A 16,812-nucleotide genomic window follows, 5' to 3' on the forward strand; every position below is an offset into this window, starting at 1 on the left:
ATCCCGTCATCTTTCGCTGCTTGGTCGCGGGCTTCCGAAGGTCTAGCAAAAGCGCGGACAGGCAGGCCGAGTCGCCCATTATGACTGATATCCGTGGCCGATCCGGTCCGCTTTCCCCGGAGCTGTTCGCATCGCCGGACGCGCGCGCGGCGCTCGCGCTGGGGGCGGCGAGCCTGGTCCTGTGGTGGCTGTGCCGCTTCCATGCCGCCGCGCTTCCGGCGATCGCGCCGTGGGATTTCTCCTTCTCGTGGTTCTTCGCCACCACATTCCCGCTGTGGTGGTACTGGCGCGGCTTGCGGGCGACCGCGCCGGCGGAACGTCCGTCGCGATGGCGCTCGGCGGCGTTCCTGATCGGCATGGCGGTGATCTACGGCGTGCTCCAGACGCGGTTCGAATATCTCGCCGAGCATATGTTCTTCCTGAACCGCTTCCAGCATGTGGTGATGCACCATCTGGGGCCGTTCTTCATCGCGCTCGCCTGGCCGTGGCCGACGATCCTGCGCGGGATGCCGGCGCGGATGCGGCGGCTGGCGGTGGCGCCTCCCGTGCTGCGCTTCCTCCACGTCGTCCGCAAGCCGTTGCTCGCCGCGTTCCTGTTCGTCGGGCTGATCGCATTGTGGCTGGTGCCCGCGATCCACTTCCGCGCGATGATCGACCCCCGGCTCTATCTGGTGATGAACTGGTCGATGGTGGGCGACGGCGTGCTGTTCTGGAGCGTGGTGCTCGACCGGCGCGACCGCGCGCGGGCCGGCATATCCTTCGGGATGCGCGCGGCGCTGGCGATCGGGGTGATGTTCCCGCAGATCCTGATCGGCGCGATCATCGCGCTGTCGCGCCACGATCTCTATGGCTTCTACGCGTGGTGCGGCCGCATCTATCCCGGCATCGGCGCGCTCGACGATCAGGCCTATGGCGGGCTTATCATCTGGATTCCGCCGGCGATGATGAGCGTCGTCTCGCTGCTGCTCGTGCTCGATGCGCTGCGCCGCGCCGAGGAAGCGGCGGAGAAGCCGCGAGCGCCGGGCGACGGCGCGCGGATATCGGCCTCGAGCTGGACGGGGCGCTGAACCGCGTCAGCCGTTGCTTTCGACCAGCCGCCGCAAATCGGCGGCGGCGCCTTTCACGTCCGCGTCCTGCGTCGAAAGCGAGCTGACCAGCAGCCGTGCCGCGCCGCCGCGATCGAAGACGTAGATGCCGGAGCTGTGCGTCACCTCATAGTCCGGCCCCGGCCGCACCGAATAGGCGACGCGGTATCGCCGGGCGAGCGCGGCCAGCGCATCGGGATCGCCGCGCAGGCCATCGACCTGGGGGCCGAACGCGGCGACATATTGCCTGAGCACCGGCAGCGTGTCGCGATCCGGATCGACCGTGGCGAACAGCACGCGGACCGCGCTGGCGTCGCCCCCGATCCGGCGCAGCACCTGCCCGACATTGGCCAGCGTCATCGGGCATATGTCGGGGCAACTGGCGTAGCCGAAATAGAGCAATGTCACCTTGCCGCGATAGTCGGCCGCCGTCACCGGCTTGCCGTCATTGGCCCTGGTCATGTCGAACGCCAGCGTCGGCAGGCCGGTGACGACGGTGTTATGCCACCCCGTCTGCCGGGCGCAGGCGCTCGCCAGCATCAGCATCAGCGAGGCGGCGAGCAGGCGGGCCACGCTCCGCCGGACGGGGTGATGATCGGTGGGCACGGGCGGCTCCTTTCAACGGCCGCTCATCGGCGCAATGGAGTCGCGATGCAACGCCTGCCTCAGCATCAGATATTTTCGATGCTGGAACACATCGGCCCGCGGCGATCCATAGGCGGCCGCCACCGCATCCAGCTTCGCGGCGGCCTCCGCGCGGCGGCCGGCGTGGAGTGCGATCTCCGCCTGCGCGAGATCGACGTTCGCGCCCCAGTTGCGGTCACCGGACAGATCGGCGACCGCCTTGCGATCGACCCCGACGAGAAGCGGCGCGGCTTCGGCGTTCTTACCGCCCTCGATCAGGCATTGCGCCAGCGCCGTGGCGACGCCCTGCGTCAGCGCGGCATCGTCCCCGAACGCGCTGCGCGAGGCGAGCCATGCGCGCCGCGCGTCGGCGATGCCATGCGCGGTGTCGGGGATGCGGCATTCGCTGGTCGCGAGATCGGAGAGCGCGGCGATGGTGCGGAACGCGCCCATCCCCTGCTGCGCCAGCGCGATCGCATAGAGCTTCCGCCCGTCGGCCACGGAATCGCGATAATCGCCCATACCGCCGTAAGCCTCCAGCCGTGCGGCGAGCGTCTGCTGCGCGAGCCGGTGGTTCGGGCCGAGCTGCCGCTCGATCAGCGGCAGCACCGCCGACAATTCCGCCACCGCTTCGGGAAAGCGCCGCTGGAAAAGATAGGCTTGCCCGAGGTTCATCCGCAGCAGCAACACATCGGGATTGAGCGGCCCGAGCAGGGTGGTCTGCGCCGCGAGCAAGGGCTTGATGAGCGCCTCCCCGCGCGCGCCGTCGCCCGAGCGGATATAGGAGAAAGCGAGGCGCTGGCGGAAATCGTTGCGCGTCCGCTCGTCGAAGCGATCGGGCAAGGTGTCGGCGAGCCGCGTGGCGAGCGCGAAACGGTCGCGCGCCACTTTCATGTCCCCGCCGGCCAGTTCGACCATCCCCTCGGCGGTGGCGAGCCATACGCGGGTTTCGGGGTCGGCGGCATCGGCATCGCCGAGCCGCTTGCGCTCCGCCGCGATCAGCGCGCGGGCGCGCTCGACCGAGCCTTGCTCATAGGACAATGCCTCCATGAAGGCGTGCTGGAGCCGCGACACGATCGCCGGCTCGCTATCGCCGAGATGCGCGCGGGCGAAGGCGTCGTCGGCCTTGCCATAGGCTATGCGCGCCGCCTTCCAGTCCGATTGCTGGGCATAGACGCGCGCCAGCGTGTGATAGAGCTGGGCCGCGATCCGGGGCGCGTTGGCGAAGCGGCGGTCGATCTCCGGCTCGGCGCGATGAGTGGCGTCGATCAGCGTCTCGCGCGCGTCGCCGCTGCGCGCGGGATCGCCGCGCCCGAGCAGGTCGTCGGCGAGGAAGCCGTTGATCGCCAGCGTGATCGCGGTCTGCCGCTCGGCCTCGTCGCGCTGGCGCGCCGCCTGCCATGCCGCCGCCGAAGCCGCCACCACGCCCAGCGAGAGCGCGACACCCGCGCCGATCACCCACGGCCGCCGCATCCGCGCGCGCTCCGCCTCGCGGCTCGCCTGTTCGGTCGCGCGCGCTTCCTCCGCCTCGCGCCGCGCCGCCTCGCGCCGTTGCTCCAGCGTGGCGAGATGCCCGGCCAGCGTGTCCGCCGATGCGAACCGGTCGCCCGGATCGAGCGCGCAGGCGCGGGCGATATCGACGCGGAGCAGCGGGTCGTCGATCAACGCCTCCCAGCCCGGCGCGAGCGGGCGGTGGAGATCGCCGACGACCAACTGGAACAGCAGCAGCCCGAGCGCATAGATGTCCGACGCGACCGATGGCGTGCCCTCGCCGATCAACTCAGGCGCGCGATAGAGCGGCGTGCCGGCGGGGGAGGGGGCGTCCGGCTCGGCGGTTTCGGTCAGCGCGAGGCCCGGCGCGCGCGGAAGATCGAGCAGGGCGCTGCTGCCGAAATCGATCAGCCGGACATGCGGCGGCCCTCCCGCCATATCGGTCACGAGCAGATTGGCCGGCTTCAGGTCGAGGTGCAGCACGCCCACCGCATGGGCCGCCGCAGCCGCGCGCGCGGCTTGCCCTGCCAGCGCGATCCGCCCCTCGCGATCGAGCGCGGCGCCATGCCGCACGAACCATTGGCCTAGGTCGATTCCCGCATCCGGAAAGGCGAGCCACGCCGGCACGCGATCGAACGCCTGCGCGATCGGCAGGACGAAGCGGCTCGCCGCGTAGGCGGTGCCGGCGAGGACGTGGCCGACCCGCGCCTCGCGCTTCAACTGGCGCAGCCGGCCCGGCGTCTCGGCGAACTTGAACACCCGCGCCGCGCCCGCGTCCGATCGCGCCAGCCATACGTCGTCGGCCTCGCCGCGCGCCAGCATCCGCTCCAGCCGCCAGCCGGGTGCGCCGGGCACCGCATCGCCCGCGACCAATCCGATCAGCGGCCGGTCGCCAAGCTCGGTGCAGCGTATCTCGCATCCCGCCGCGATCCGGTAGCCGAGGCGCTGCACCGTCTCGACGATCGACGCGTCGTCGCCCAGCGCGCGGCGCAGCTTCGCGATCGCCGTCGGCAGCGACGAGGCGACGACCGTCACGCCCGGCCACACCAGATCGAGCAACTCCTCCTTGGTGACGACCTCGCCGTTGCGGTGGAGCAGCGCGAGCAGCAGCTCCATCGGTTTCTGCTCGATCTCCACGCCGCGACCGCCGACCCTGAGCCGCCAGCTCGACTCGTCCAACTCGACCGATCCGACCGTCCAGATCAGTCTCGCCCGGCGGGAGTTTCCCGATTTCAAAGACATGGGGATCGACCAGCCAATCTTGAGAACTTCTTCATCAGCGTCCGGCCGCCATGTGTGCATATCCTGCGGCGCGGGATCAATGATCCGTGGATGATGGGAGATGACGATGAAGGGCAAGGTTCTGGGATTCTCGGCCGACGCCGGCACGGGGGCGATCGCGGGCGACGACGGCAAGCGCTACGTCTTTTCCGTCGCGGACTGGCAGGGCGGCCAGCCAGTCAATCCCGGCGCGCGGGTCGATTTCGAGGCGGATGGGCAGGTGGCGCGCGGCATCTACGCCGAAGCGGGCGGGGCCGGCATCGACATGGGGGCGATCGCCGCCTCGCCCGCGGTGGGCAGGGCGAAGTCGCTGCTCACCGGCACGATCGCGGTGCCGATCGCGATCGTCGCCCTGCTGGCCTGTGTGATGCCCGCGCTCTCCATGCCGCAGAAAAGCGTGTCGCTGCTCGATCTTCCGTCGATCCTGACGATCCTCAACCCGTTCGGCGCGCTCGGCGGCGGGGACGAGGGCGCGGGCGGCCCAAGCGCGGGATTCAAGCTGCTGCTGATGCTGCGCTTCGCCGCGCCTCTGCTGTCGGCGCTGCTGCTGTGGCAGGCGTGGCGCGGCGGCGCGCTCCGTATGGTGACGCTGGCGGCGGGCGCGGCGTCTATCCTCGCCTTCCTGCTGGTGATGCTGGTCAGGACGGGGATCACCTCGCAAGGCGGGATGTTCGGGGAGGCGATCGGCTCGGCGCTGAGCACCGGCTTCGGCGCGTGGCTGTTGCTGTTGTGCGGGATCGGCCTCATCCTCGCCGGGCTGGGCAAGATCACCAGCCCGTTCAAGGCGTGACGCGGCGAAGGGAGGATCAGGCGATGACCACGCATTCACGCACGCTCGCATCGGCCGTGCTCGTCTTGCTCGGCGCGGCGATCCCGGCGGTCGTCGCCGCGCAGGCGCAGCCGTCCCGCCCGGCGGCGGTGGCGCAACTGTTCGCGCGCTTCCTGCTGCCGGCCAACGTCGATTATTCGCTCGGCGACTGGGACACGGCGCGCAAGGTCTCCGGCGTCCAATGGGGGAAGGGGCCGCTGCCGCTCGACAAGGCGACGCCGGACGGCGATTTCTTCGCCATGCCGGGCCGCGCGATGATCGGTGGCCAGCCGGTGACGCTGGCCGCCAATGGCGCGCGGACGATGGTGGGAAGCGTCTATCTGCTCGATCCGCAGCCGCTCCCCTCGCCGGAGGGGGTGGTGGCGGGGTTCCGGGCCGCCGGCTTCACGCTTGCCCCGGCGCGCTGCACGATCGGCAACCGGCCCTATCCCGACGGGCGGCGCTGGTATCGCATCGGCTATCCCGCGAAGCGGGCGGCGTTCCTCTACGCCGCGCCGCTCAGGTCCGGCGGGACGGGCTATATCCTCTATCTCGGCGGCCTGCCCGCGATGTCGGAACGCGACGCCGGCCTCTACACCGAAGATTGTTCCGGCAAGGCCGCGCCCACGCCGGGCGCTCGCACCGGCACCGAGGCGGTCGTGACGCTGATCGACCGGCTGATGCGCCCGGCGGGCGCGCCGCCCGCGCTGAACTGGGCGGAGGTGCAGAAGCTGCCGGCGCTTTCGTGGCACCCGCCCGTGAAGAAGCTGACGGTGCCCTATCCGCCCGGCGGGGACGATCCCAATCCCTATACGCTGGACGGCGCGCTCGATACGCCGACCACGAAATCCGAGGCGCGGGCGACGGGCAATGCGCAGATGGCGACGCGCTTCTATTTCCTGGGCCTCGATCACATGCGGCCGACCGAGGTGTTCGACCGGCTCCGCGCGCAGGGCTATCGCATTGCCGCCGTCCGCTGCGGCAAGCCCTATACGAAGATGAGCGAGAACTGGTTCGCGATCACCGCGCCCGGCAAGCGGCCGGCGATCCTCTATCGCTCCGCCTATCTCGATACCGGCACGCCGGTGATGAACTATGTGCTGCGGATCGACAACGTGATGCCCCCGATCGCGCAGGGCCAGCGCCCCGCGCCGTCGGCGGGCTGCCCCGATCTGTTCCGCTAGGGCGATGCTACAATAGCCAGGAGAAAGCGCGGCGCAGGTAATCCTCGCCCCCGGTCCGGGCTATCTCGCCGTGCGCCACGATGACGCGCTCGGGATGCGCGTCGAGCAAGGCGCGCATCCTGGGCCGGGCTGCCGCGCGATGCCGAAAGCTGAGGCGGTATTCGGGCGGGGGATAGCCCCAGCCTTCGACCATCTTCGCCATTCTGGCGATCGTCCGCAGCCACCACGGCCAATGGTCCGCCAGGAACGCCTTGCCGAACGGCTGTGACAGGTCCGCGATGATCGCGGTGCGCGAGGCGCGATGATAGAAGATCAGCTCGTCGAGCAGCGGCGAGTTGGTGAAATGGAACTGGTCGATCTGACCCGCCCATTCCGGCGGCGGATCATCCCCCAGCGTTCCGGAGAAGCTCAGGGCCTCAAGCTTCGCGATGGTCGATGGAGTGCCCCACATGCGCGCATCGGGGAAGGCCCGCTGCCACGCGCCGAGGAACAGATAATGGAGCCTGTTCGGGCTGACGAGGTGCCGCACCGGCCCGAGCGCCCGCACCTGCCGTTCGATGTCCGCCGTCAGCTCGACCGGCGACCAGATCCACAGGTCACCGTTGTCGAGGCGCACCACCGCCATGCGGGTGGGATAATCGTATCCGAAGAACGGAACGATTCCGCCATCTCCCGTCCAGATGTCCGGCCCCAGGGGTTCCAGCATGACGACTCACCAAGGAATGAAAAACCGGGATTGCCGCGATATTGTCCCCGAACGCCGTCCGATGAAAGGCCCGTCGTCCGTGCGGGGCGGGAAGTCGGCAGAGACAAGTCCGCCTTCGCGCGGGCGCGTCGAAGGCGGATTGTCGAGGCAATGCGGGGAGGCTGGTCGCCCGGTTCGGGAAACCGGAATCATCCGGGGTGTAAACGGCGCGTCAAAGCCCTAAGCGGGCCGGATATGATCGACTCGCCTCCCGTGAAGCGCGACACGATGCGCCGGACCAGGGTCCTGCTCCGGCGCCACGGCCCGACCGCCCCGGTGTGGCGCGGCCGCGCGGCGATCATCGGCGGGGCGGTGTTCGTCGGCCTCGCCGCGATTTCCTTCGCGTGGCTCGCCGACCGGGCGAACGGGTTGTTCCACCTCCTCGTGATGCATTGCTGGTGGTTGCCGCTGCTGGTGACGCCGGCCGGCTATGTCCTCATCATCTGGATCACCAACCGGCTGGCGCCCGCCGCGCGCGGATCGGGCATCCCCCAGATCATCGCGGCCAAGCGTGACCCGGCCGGCGCCATGGGCGATCTCACCTCCGGGCGCACCGCCGTGCTGAAGGCGATCCTCACCGCCGGCGCGCTGACGATCGGCGCGTCGGTCGGGCGCGAGGGGCCGACCGTCCAGCTCGGCGCGACGATCATGGCCTATGCGCACCGGCTGCTGCGGGTGCCGCTCAACGCCTCGGTGCTGGTGGCGGGCGCTGCGGCCGGCGTCGCGGCGGCGTTCAACACGCCGCTGGCGGGCGTCGCCTTCGCGATCGAGGAGCTGGCCGCCGCCTATGAGCAGCGCATGACCCTGCTGGTGATGACCGCCGTGCTGATCGCCGGCATGGTCGCGCAGGGCGTGGCGGGCGATTACGTCTATTTCGGCATCGTCGGCCAGACCCTGCCGTTCACCGCCGTGGTGATCCTGGCCCCGGTCGCGGGGGTGCTGGGCGGCGCTTTCGGCGGCCTGTTCTCCAGGCTAACCCTGTGGTTCGCGCGCGGCGGCGCCAGCCGCATCTCGGGCGGGCGGCCGTTGCTGCTCGCGGGCGTGTGCGGGCTGATCGTCGCGGGGATCGGCGTTGCGAGCGGGATGACATGGGGGACGGGCTACGGCCCCGCGCGCGCCATCATCGAAGGGCATGATGCGCCGCTCTCGTTCGGCGCGGCCAAGTTCGTCAGCACGCTGGCGACCGCCGCCGCCGGATTGCCGGGCGGAATCTTCGCGCCGAGCCTCGCCACCGGGGCGGGATTGGGGAACCTGCTCCACGCGCTCTTCCCGAACGAGCCGACCGGCGCGCTCGTGCTGCTGGCGATGGCCGGTTACTTCACCGGCGTCGTGCGCGCGCCGCTGACGGCGGTCATCATCATGTCCGAGACGACCGGCAGCCGCGGGCTGATGCTCCCGCTGCTCGCCACCGCGCTGATCGCCGAACCCGTCGCCTCGCTCGTTTGCCGGGAGCGGCTGTATCACGGTCTGTCGATGGGATTCTTGCGGCCTCGTTGAGGCGCTGTGCCGGCCGCCCGTCACGATCGGCAGCCCGCCGCGCGAGGCGCGCCAGCGACGTTTTGATGCAGGAATTCCCTTATCGACAGCGCGTTGCCGGTGGCGGCGAACGCGGCGGTGTTGTCGAATATGCACCACGGCGTCAGTCCGCGACCGGTCTCCGCGCGAAGCCGCTCCGCGTAGCGCGCGATCGCCTGCGTGTCGTATGGCGAGTGATACATTGCCGGCGATCCGTGCAGGCGCCAGTAGGCCAGCCCGCGCCATCCTCCCGGAGCGGCCGCCGCCGCTACGGGCGCGGGATCGGCTGCCACCCGCGCGACCCGGAGCCGATCGAGCGCCGCATCGGCCGCGCCGGTGAACCACGTCGCATTGCGCGGCTCACAGGCGATTTCCGCGTCGATCGCATCCCGCAAACCGGTGAAGAACCGCTCGGCCACGCTGGCGTCGTAGCGAAGCCCCGGCGGCAATTGCACGAGCAGGACCCCCAGCTTGCTCCCCAGTTGCGTCACTTCGCCGGCGAACCGGGCGATCAGCGGATCAACATCGATCAGCCTCGCGTGATGGGTGATCGCTCGCGGGACCTTCACCGAGAAGCGGAACCATCCGGGCGTGCTCGCCGCCCATCTTTCCCAGGTCTGGGGCCGGTGCGCCCGATAGAAGGAGGAATTCACTTCCACCGCGTCGAAGGTCCGGGAATAGCGTTCCAGCACCGTGCCTTCCGCCGGAAACGCCGCCGCGTCGTGGCGCGCGATGCTCCAGCCCGCTGTCCCGATCATCGCGCGAATTTCGCTCTTTCCGGGCGGACGCATAGCCGGTCCGCCCTACCCGAGCGGCGCATCGATGCGGTAATGGATCGGCTTGAAGGAGCCGCCATTGGAATCGGGCGCCGAACAGGCGGTCAGCCCGACGATCAGGTCCATCTCCGCGCGGAAGGAGATATGATCGCCGGCCTTGCTGATCGGCGGCAACACCCTGAGCCTGCCGGAATCCGCGTCGACGGGCACGTTCATGAAGCAATTGAACGCGACCGGAATGCGATCCGGGCCGATGCCATGGGGGTGCAGCGCTTCCGCCAGGTTGCCGAAGCATCCGCGATGCGGCGGCAGGTCGGGATAGAAATGCAGGAAGGTGTCGATCGAGCAGGGCGTCAGCAGGAAATCGTGGCACCCCACGCTGTCGTCGACGATCGTCAGCATGACACGCGAGCGGTTCGAATAGAGCTTGTACCCCACGGTGAGCCTTATCGTCTCGGCATAGTCGAGCGTGCGCCCTGACGAGATCACCTCATCCGTATCCTCGGCATTATAGGCCAGCAGATCGGCGACCTGCTCGCCGCGCGGATCGATCACGGTCAGCGTCGCGCCCAGCGGGAGGCGGAAGGCGGTGCCGCTCCGTTCGGGGATGACCTGCACGTCCGGGGTCATTCGCTCGCCCCACGATATTCGAACGGCGCTTTCCAGTCATGGTCGACCATCCGGCCCGAATATTGCCGCGCCTCGCTCGTTTCTCCGTGGCGGGCGAGCATCGGGTTGCTGGAACCGGCGAGCTGCTCGTCGCGAACGAGTATCTTCTCGCGCAACCCTTCATATTTGTCGGCGTCGCGCAGGCGCTCGAACTGGTCGTGCAGGTTGAACACCAGCGCGGGATGTTCGAAACGCCGCGCCGGGCGACTGGCGTTCGGGTGCAGCCCGACGATGAAGAAGGCCTCCCCGCCAAAACTCAGCGAGAAATGCGGGTTGGCCGGGTCCGCGCTCACACGATCATCATATTCCTGACCGCGCCAGACGTCCTTGTCGCTGAGCGATTGCACGCGTGCCCATAGCGCCGCCTCGAACTCTCGCTCGGTCAGCTTCTCGGGGCCGTTGAACACCACGGCATAGCTCTGGAAAAGGACGGGATCGGCGCGATAGCCCTGAACAAACCGCAGCAGTCCCTCATGGATCCTCAGGTCATCCCACGCACTGTCGATCCGGTCGCAGGCCAGGACGGTAAGCCTGCCGCGCGCGAGGGCGGATTTCGCCCCGACACATGGGAACGGTGCAGCCGCGACATGCGCGGAAAGTTTCCGCTCGAGCTTCGCCTGAGCGTCGTGAGTCCAATGGAACATGAATATGTCTCGCCGGAAATTGGCAGGGATTGCACACGATCGGACGAACGATCGGGATCGTCGGTGGTTTCAGGCAAGCTGGCGGGCGCCGATCCGTTTGCGGCCGTGTTCGGGAAAATATTGGTCGGGCGATCCGACGCGCGGTGGCGAATCCTTGCTCGCCTTCCTTCGCCAAAACCTGAACAGCGGCGTCGAGCACCGCCTCGACCAGCAGGTTGGATCGCACCTCTCCCGGCCCCTTCCGCGAGGAAAGGCGGGGGTTCCGGGCGGCCGTCATGCGGTTTTCCGCCAATGCGAATAGTCAAACCTGACGAATTGATCGTATTTTTCGTGGAGGCAAGCAAATCGAACCGCCTGCCGATCGGAGAATCCACATGACCACGCTTTCGAGCGCCCCCGTGGCGCCTCTTCTCACGCGCCTGTTCGCCGAAGCCGACGCCAACCCGCCGGCGCAAAGCCCGGTCTTCGCCGGAGTCGCCGGCGAGGATCAGGATCGGATGATGCGCAGCAAGACCGACTATCGCGATTTCTACGCCAGGCTGAAGGACTTCGCCCTGCCGGTATCGCCCCAGGTAGGCGGCTTGCTCTACATGCTCGCGCGCGCCATCAACGCGCGCTCGATCGTCGAGTTCGGCACGTCGTTCGGCCTGTCGACGCTGCATCTGGCGGCCGCGCTGCGCGACAACGGCGGCGGCCGGCTTGTCACCAGTGAGTTCGAGCCGGCCAAGCTCGCCAGGGCAAGGGCCAATCTCGCCGAAGGCGGTCTCGCCGACCTCGTCGAGTTCCGCGAGGGCGATGCGCTCGAAACGCTGGCGGTGGACCTGCCGGAGACGATCGACCTGCTGCTCCTCGATGGCGCGAAGGCGCTCTACCCGGATATCCTTGACCGGGTGGAGGATCGCTTGCGGCCGGGCGCGATCCTGATCGCCGACAATGCCGATTATTGCCCGGAATATCTGGCGCGTGTCCGTAATGTTGCAGATGGCTATATGTCGATGCCCTTCACCGACGACGTGGAGCTGTCCATCCGCCTCGGCTGATCTTCCGGCTCGCACGAGGACGACCGGCCGCCCGGTTCCCCCATCGGGGGCCGGGCTTGCGGGCGGGGGATGCCGACGCGGACGGTGGCCGGACGGGTGTCCCAGACGCGGAAAAGGGCGAAAACCCGGTTGCCGATTCAACCGATTGGCGTATTATTGCGAATGACTTGCAAATAGTTGGGAGGTTGTATGAGTGCCGCCGATATTGCCGTTGGCGATCAAGCCGTTCTCATCGCGCTGAGATGCTGGTCGATGGCGCGATGCGGCGGCGAACCCGTACAGTCGGTCCTGTCCCGCGCGCTTGATCGCTTCGAGCTCGCGATCCTGTCGCCGGTGCTCGACAGCCTGCTCCGATTCTACGAGATCGCGCTCGGGCGACGGATCGTGGTGGGTCATGGGGCGGGGCCGAGCGACGACGAGCGCCTGCTTCAGGACCTGATCGCGGGACGCGCTCTCTCGAACGACTGTTTGAACTGCGAGAAGCGCGCGAGGAGCGATTTCCAATGCGCGCTCTGCTCGGCGCGCATCATGCTGCGGCTCGCCTGCGCGGATCGAACGGGGCTTGCGCGATGAGCGACGCCGCCATCACCACGCTTGAGGGTCTCGAGGCCGTGATCGGCAAGACGCCCGGCCCGGTCAACCTCAAGGTGATCGATCATCTCGACGATCACGCGTGCCGCTGGATCGCCAACTCGCCACTGTTGTTTGCCGGATTCGACAATGGATCGGGGCCTCGCCTGACGGTGGCGGGCGGCATCGCCGGTTTCGCGTCGGGCGATCGCGATCGCCTTGTCGTTCCGCTGTCCGGCCTGGATGATCCCGAACTCGCGGAGCCGGGAGCAGTTTTCGGCGGGCTTTTCCTCATCCCGACAATCGGCGAGACGTTGCGCGTGAACGGGCGCGTGGCGGCGATCGAGCGTGACGACGCGATCGTCCGTGTCGACGAATGCTATGGGCATTGTGCGAAGGCGCTCATCCGATCGAATTTCTGGTCGGCGGCGCGGCTTGAGCCATTTACCGTCGATCTCGCGGCCTGCGTCGCCGCCGCGCGGTTCGTGGCGCTGGCAACCTCGGATGGAAAGGGTCATGCCGATATCAGCCCCAAGGGCGATCCGGCGGGCGCCATGGCTATCCTTGAAGGCGACACGCTGCTGTTCGCCGACCGGCCGGGCAATCGCCGCACCGACAGTTTCCGCAACATCATCGACGCGCCCGATGTCGAACTCGCGCTCATCATGCCGGGCAGTCTTGATGTCGTGAACGTAAGGGGCCGCGCCGCGCTGTCGACCGCGCCGGTGTTGCGGGACCGGTTCGTCGTTCAGGACAAGATACCCGCGCTCGTCACGAGCGTCGCCATTTCATCGGCCGGCGTGAGATCGAGCCGGGCGCTGGCCGCCGCCGCCATTTGGCCGGCGCGCGAGCCAGCCACGAAGATCGACCCGGCACAGATGTTCGTCGATCACGTCAAATCCAATCGAGGCCGGAGCATCGAGGCCAGGCTGGTGAGCGCCGCGGTCTCGATCCCCGGTGCGCTTCGGCGTGGCCTCGAGAAGGATTACAAGACCAACCTCTACTAAATCGGTCGCGCGGGGGCTTCGGGGCGGAAGCGCCGGCGTCAAAACACCAATTGCACCTTCTTTCCATCTATCTCGGTGCGATATTCGCGGCGGCTGGGGAAAGCCGGGTCGATATTGGACCGGTTCCAGCGCTCGAAGAGATCCTGCAAGCGCGCAACGATTTCGGGATGTTGCGCGGCAACGTCATGATGCTCGCCGGGATCGCGATCGAGATTGAACAACATGTTCCATTGTCCCAGCGGCGAGACGCCACCCGGAAGGCCGGAAAGGATCGGCTTGCCGAGGACATCGGATAGACTCTCGGTCTTGTCGGTCTTGTTGACCGTCACCAGCTTCCACGGCCCTTCGCGCAGCCAGTGATTGGGGCCTTGGCGCCAGTAGAGCGGTCGCGCCGTCGCCGGCCGTGGCGCGAACAGGCTGTGCCCCTCGCTGCCGGCGGGGACGGGCTGGTGTGTCGCCGCCGCGATGGTCGGCATGAAGTCGAGCGTCGAAACCATCTCGTGACTGACCTGGCCGGCCTTGATGTGCCCCGGCCAGCTCATCATGAAGGGCACGCGGTCGCCACCTTCCAGCGGGAACGCCTTCCATCCGCTCAACGGCTTGTTCGAGCATGCGCCGCGATCGTAATTGGGGCATCCGTTGTCGCTGACGAACAGGATGAGCGTGTTCTTTTCCAGCCCCTGCCGGCGAACCTCGCTCACCACGCGCCCGACGCCCTTGTCGAGCGTCGTCACCATCGCCTTGTAGACCCGCGAATAGATCGACGGATCGGCGGCAAACGGCTTGACCTCCTCCGGCGTCGCTTCCAGCGGCATGTGCGGCGCATTATATGCTAGATAGAGGAAGAAGGGCCGGTCGCTTTTCTGGTCGATCACCTGGATCGCCTTGTCGGTGAAGACATCGGTGATATTGCCGGGCGGATCGACGATCGTGCGGCCGTCGAGAATCGGGAATTTCGTGCGTGTGACGAGCCGGTCAGGCCCGGTATCGGCGTAGATCAGGCCCTTGGTACTGTCGGGGAAATAATTGGTCGCCCCGCCCAGGAAACCGTAGAAACTGTCGAAACCCTGATCGAGCGGGGCCATGCCGGGCGCTTCGCCGACGTGCCATTTGCCGACCATCGCCGTGCGGTAATTGGCCTGTCTGGCGACCTTGGCGATCGTCGTCTCGTTCGCCGGCATCCCCGCCTGCCGGCCGACGAGCAGGTAATAGAAGCCGAACCGTCCCTGGAAACGTCCCGACAGCAGGCCGGCGCGCGAGGGCGAGCAGACCGGCGCGGTCGCATAGGCGGTATCGTAGCGGATGCCGGAGCGCGCCAGCGCGTCGATATTGGGGGTCGGAATCCTGCCGCCATAGGCGCTCAGGTCGCCGTAGCCGAGATCGTCGGCGACGATCACGATTATGTTGGGGCGATCAGCGGGCCGGCGCGGCGCATTCGCGGCCGATTGCGCCCCCGCCGCCGAACAGGAAGACAGCGCCGCAGCCGCGCCCATTACCGATACGCCCGTCAAGCATCGTCTGACAATTTTGCGAAATGTTCGGAAGCTTGGCGTCGGTGCGCCGTCGTTGCGCTCCGCAAAATCTCCCTGACCGTTCGGATTATGGATCGCAAGACTCACGTGCTTAACCTCCGCAGTCGATCGATCGAAAGCTAAGAGGGAAACAAAATATTGTCAAACGATTCTACAGTGGCCAGCGCGGTTCGATCGGATTCCGGTCCGGTTCGGGATGCAGCGCGTGGCGCGTGATGAGCATGATCGACCTCGCCGCATGGGCGGCAACGTCGCGCTGGCGGGATTTGATCGCCGCGGCCATCAGGCGATGCGCGAACAGCGATTCGGTTTCGGACTCGACCGTACCCGGCCGGTGAAGCCGCTGCTGCCACAGCGCGAGCCGGCCGACATGGTGCAGCATCCGCTGCACGATCGGGCTGCCCGAATGCTGACCGATGAACGCGCCGACGGTGAACGAGATGCGATACATCTGCCCCTTGTCGGCCGTGTCGGGAAGCAATGCCGCGTCCCTGGGGATCATGCTGTCGAGTTCGGCGAATGCTGTTTCGGGCATCCGCTCGGCCGCGAGCGCGGCGCAGCGCGCATAGATGTCCTCGAGCATCCCGAGAATGTCCAGGAACTGATCCATGTCGATATTGGCGACGCGCGCGCCGCGCCACGGCAGGATCTCGACGAAGCCGGCCTGCGCGGCAAGGCGCAGCGCCTCGCGCGCCGACGGACGGCTGACCTTGTAGCGGTCGGCGATCTCCTGCTCGCGCAGCGGCATCCCCGGTTGATGGCGCTGGACGATGATCTCGCGGATGATCGCCTCCGAAAGCCATGCATCGGTGGTCCGGTTGCCGGCGCTGCTTTTCGTCTTGCTGCTTTCCTTCGCCATTCTCGTCACCGTCGCGCCCGCCAGCGGGATGCGCGGACTCCGCCTGTTCGCGTTATCCGCCCTTCAATTCAACCCGATCGATTTCAGGAACGTATCGATCGTCACGGTATAGGCCCCGTCGGCGCCCGCCAGTTGGTTGATCTCGGCGTGCGTCATATCGACGGGCGCGACCGTCGCGCGGCCGTGGAGCGCCCGCACCCTGGCGGCGAACGCTTCGGCCGGCGGACACGAATCCGCGCGCCTGGTCGAGCACACCAGCAGCATCGGCGCGGGCGCGCTTTCGAGCCGCAGCATCGGCGATGCATCGTGCCACAATCGTGGGTCGCTGCCGAACGCGTCATCATAGAGCGAGAGATGCTGCCGTTGCATGATCGGGGGGATATCGTATGCCGCGCTGTCCAGCGCGATCGTGCCGATCCATGGCGCCGCGCCCTGGGCCTTGGCGATCCCCGGCGCCGCGGCGAGCAAGGCAACCAGATGCGCGCCTGCGGAATGCCCCATCAGGACAACGCGCCCGGCGTCTCCGCCCCATTCCCTGGCACGCGCCTGCACGAAGGCGAGGGCCTTCGCGACGTCGTTCGCCTGTTCGAGCGGGTTGGCCCCGGGAACCATCCGGTAGTTTATCGACACGAGGATGAAGCCCCTGGGAAGCCAGTGGTTCACCTTGTTGGCGACCACGCCGGGATTGGCCTTGTCGCCGCGCGACCAGCCGCCGCCGTGAACCATGACGAGGATCGGCGCGCCCTCGGCTTTCGCCGGCCGATAGAGATCGAGGCGTTGCGCCGGATCGGCGCCATAGGCGATGTCGCGTTCGATCCGCGCGCCGGGCGGCGGCACCGGCTTCATCGATGCCCGCCCCGCCCATTGCCCCCGGATGGCGCCAAACCCGCGCTGCTGCGCCGTCACGGTCGAGCCGGTCATGGCCAGAACGATGGCCGGGCCGGTGAGAAATGCCTTGATCGTTCCGGTCATTTGCCGATTC

Annotated in this window: 16 protein-coding genes; 7 read left to right on the forward strand and 9 right to left on the reverse strand. The window is 67.9% G+C overall.

Annotated features, from left to right (window positions below; all coding sequences use genetic code 11):
• Positions 1-80: 80 nt before the first annotated feature.
• A complete protein-coding gene (locus F9288_RS13240; RefSeq protein WP_174837217.1) occupies positions 81-1,067 on the forward strand; it encodes a cytochrome c oxidase assembly protein in 987 nt (328 codons plus the stop codon).
• A gap of 6 nt (positions 1,068-1,073) precedes the next feature.
• On the opposite strand, the gene F9288_RS13245 is transcribed toward F9288_RS13240, so the two are convergent.
• The gene (locus F9288_RS13245; protein WP_217482519.1) at positions 1,074-1,691 is read right to left on the reverse strand and encodes an SCO family protein; all 618 of its coding nucleotides are present in this window, start codon (positions 1,689-1,691) and stop codon (positions 1,074-1,076) included.
• Between the two features lie 12 nt (positions 1,692-1,703).
• Entirely contained in the window at positions 1,704-4,379 is a 2,676-nt protein-coding gene (locus F9288_RS13250) for a winged helix-turn-helix domain-containing protein (RefSeq protein ID WP_174837218.1), read from the reverse strand.
• Positions 4,380-4,548: 169 nt separating this feature from the next.
• Here F9288_RS13250 and F9288_RS13255 point away from each other — a divergent pair, with 169 nt between their 5' ends.
• Together F9288_RS13255 and F9288_RS13260 are read left to right on the forward strand one after the other, a co-directional pair.
• Positions 4,549-5,271 (forward strand): hypothetical protein, encoded by a 723-nt coding sequence (locus tag F9288_RS13255; protein ID WP_174837219.1) that lies wholly within the window; start codon positions 4,549-4,551, stop codon positions 5,269-5,271.
• Positions 5,272-5,294: 23 nt separating this feature from the next.
• Positions 5,295-6,473: a hypothetical protein gene (locus F9288_RS13260; protein WP_174837220.1), complete on the forward strand. Its 1,179-nt coding sequence runs from the start codon at positions 5,295-5,297 to the stop codon at positions 6,471-6,473.
• Between the two features lie 7 nt (positions 6,474-6,480).
• On the opposite strand, the gene F9288_RS13265 is transcribed toward F9288_RS13260, so the two are convergent.
• On the reverse strand, positions 6,481-7,179 hold the full coding sequence (locus F9288_RS13265; RefSeq protein ID WP_174837221.1) for a DUF4336 domain-containing protein: 699 nt from the start codon (positions 7,177-7,179) through the stop codon (positions 6,481-6,483).
• Positions 7,180-7,413: 234 nt separating this feature from the next.
• Between F9288_RS13265 and F9288_RS13270 the strand changes: the two genes are divergently transcribed.
• Positions 7,414-8,715, forward strand: a complete 1,302-nt coding sequence (locus tag F9288_RS13270; RefSeq protein WP_174837222.1) for a chloride channel protein — start codon at positions 7,414-7,416, stop codon at positions 8,713-8,715.
• Between the two features lie 20 nt (positions 8,716-8,735).
• On the opposite strand, the gene F9288_RS13275 is transcribed toward F9288_RS13270, so the two are convergent.
• The 3 genes from F9288_RS13275 to gntA are packed head-to-tail and all read right to left on the reverse strand — an operon-like array spanning position 8,736 to position 10,822.
• On the reverse strand, positions 8,736-9,491 hold the full coding sequence (locus F9288_RS13275; RefSeq protein ID WP_254620878.1) for a DUF72 domain-containing protein: 756 nt from the start codon (positions 9,489-9,491) through the stop codon (positions 8,736-8,738).
• A 45-nt stretch (positions 9,492-9,536) separates the two neighbouring features.
• A complete protein-coding gene (locus F9288_RS13280; protein ID WP_174837224.1) occupies positions 9,537-10,139 on the reverse strand; it encodes a DUF1989 domain-containing protein in 603 nt (200 codons plus the stop codon).
• Positions 10,136-10,822 (reverse strand): guanitoxin biosynthesis heme-dependent pre-guanitoxin N-hydroxylase GntA, encoded by a 687-nt coding sequence (gene gntA / locus F9288_RS13285; protein WP_174837225.1) that lies wholly within the window; start codon positions 10,820-10,822, stop codon positions 10,136-10,138. Before gntA ends, F9288_RS13280 begins: the two co-directional genes overlap by 4 nt.
• Before the next feature lie 398 nt (positions 10,823-11,220).
• On the opposite strand from gntA, the gene F9288_RS13290 reads away from it, so the two are divergent.
• The 3 genes from F9288_RS13290 (at position 11,221) to F9288_RS13300 (ending at position 13,439) form a co-directional block, all read left to right on the forward strand.
• Positions 11,221-11,862 carry an O-methyltransferase gene (locus F9288_RS13290; RefSeq protein ID WP_254620879.1) on the forward strand — a complete coding sequence of 214 codons (642 nt, stop codon included), beginning with the start codon at positions 11,221-11,223 and terminating at the stop codon, positions 11,860-11,862.
• Positions 11,863-12,114: 252 nt separating this feature from the next.
• Positions 12,115-12,435: a hypothetical protein gene (locus F9288_RS13295; protein WP_174837227.1), complete on the forward strand. Its 321-nt coding sequence runs from the start codon at positions 12,115-12,117 to the stop codon at positions 12,433-12,435.
• Entirely contained in the window at positions 12,432-13,439 is a 1,008-nt protein-coding gene (locus tag F9288_RS13300) for a pyridoxamine 5'-phosphate oxidase family protein (RefSeq protein ID WP_174837228.1), read from the forward strand. Before F9288_RS13295 ends, F9288_RS13300 begins: the two co-directional genes overlap by 4 nt.
• Before the next feature lie 38 nt (positions 13,440-13,477).
• On the opposite strand, the gene F9288_RS13305 is transcribed toward F9288_RS13300, so the two are convergent.
• The 3 genes from F9288_RS13305 to F9288_RS13315 all read right to left on the reverse strand — a co-directional run bounded on the left by F9288_RS13305 (position 13,478) and on the right by F9288_RS13315 (position 16,802).
• Complete coding sequence (locus F9288_RS13305; RefSeq protein ID WP_174837229.1) at positions 13,478-14,932, reverse strand: sulfatase; 1,455 nt, start codon at positions 14,930-14,932, stop codon at positions 13,478-13,480.
• 190 nt (positions 14,933-15,122) lie between these two features.
• Entirely contained in the window at positions 15,123-15,830 is a 708-nt protein-coding gene (locus F9288_RS13310; RefSeq protein WP_174837230.1) for a GntR family transcriptional regulator, read from the reverse strand.
• Between the two features lie 63 nt (positions 15,831-15,893).
• Positions 15,894-16,802, reverse strand: coding sequence for an alpha/beta hydrolase (locus F9288_RS13315; RefSeq protein ID WP_174837231.1), 909 nt, complete (start codon positions 16,800-16,802; stop codon positions 15,894-15,896).
• Between the last annotated feature and the right edge of the window lie 10 nt (positions 16,803-16,812).

It is taken from the genome of Sphingomonas sp. CL5.1, from assembly GCF_013344685.1.
In the GTDB taxonomy this organism is placed as follows: domain Bacteria; phylum Pseudomonadota; class Alphaproteobacteria; order Sphingomonadales; family Sphingomonadaceae; genus Sphingomonas.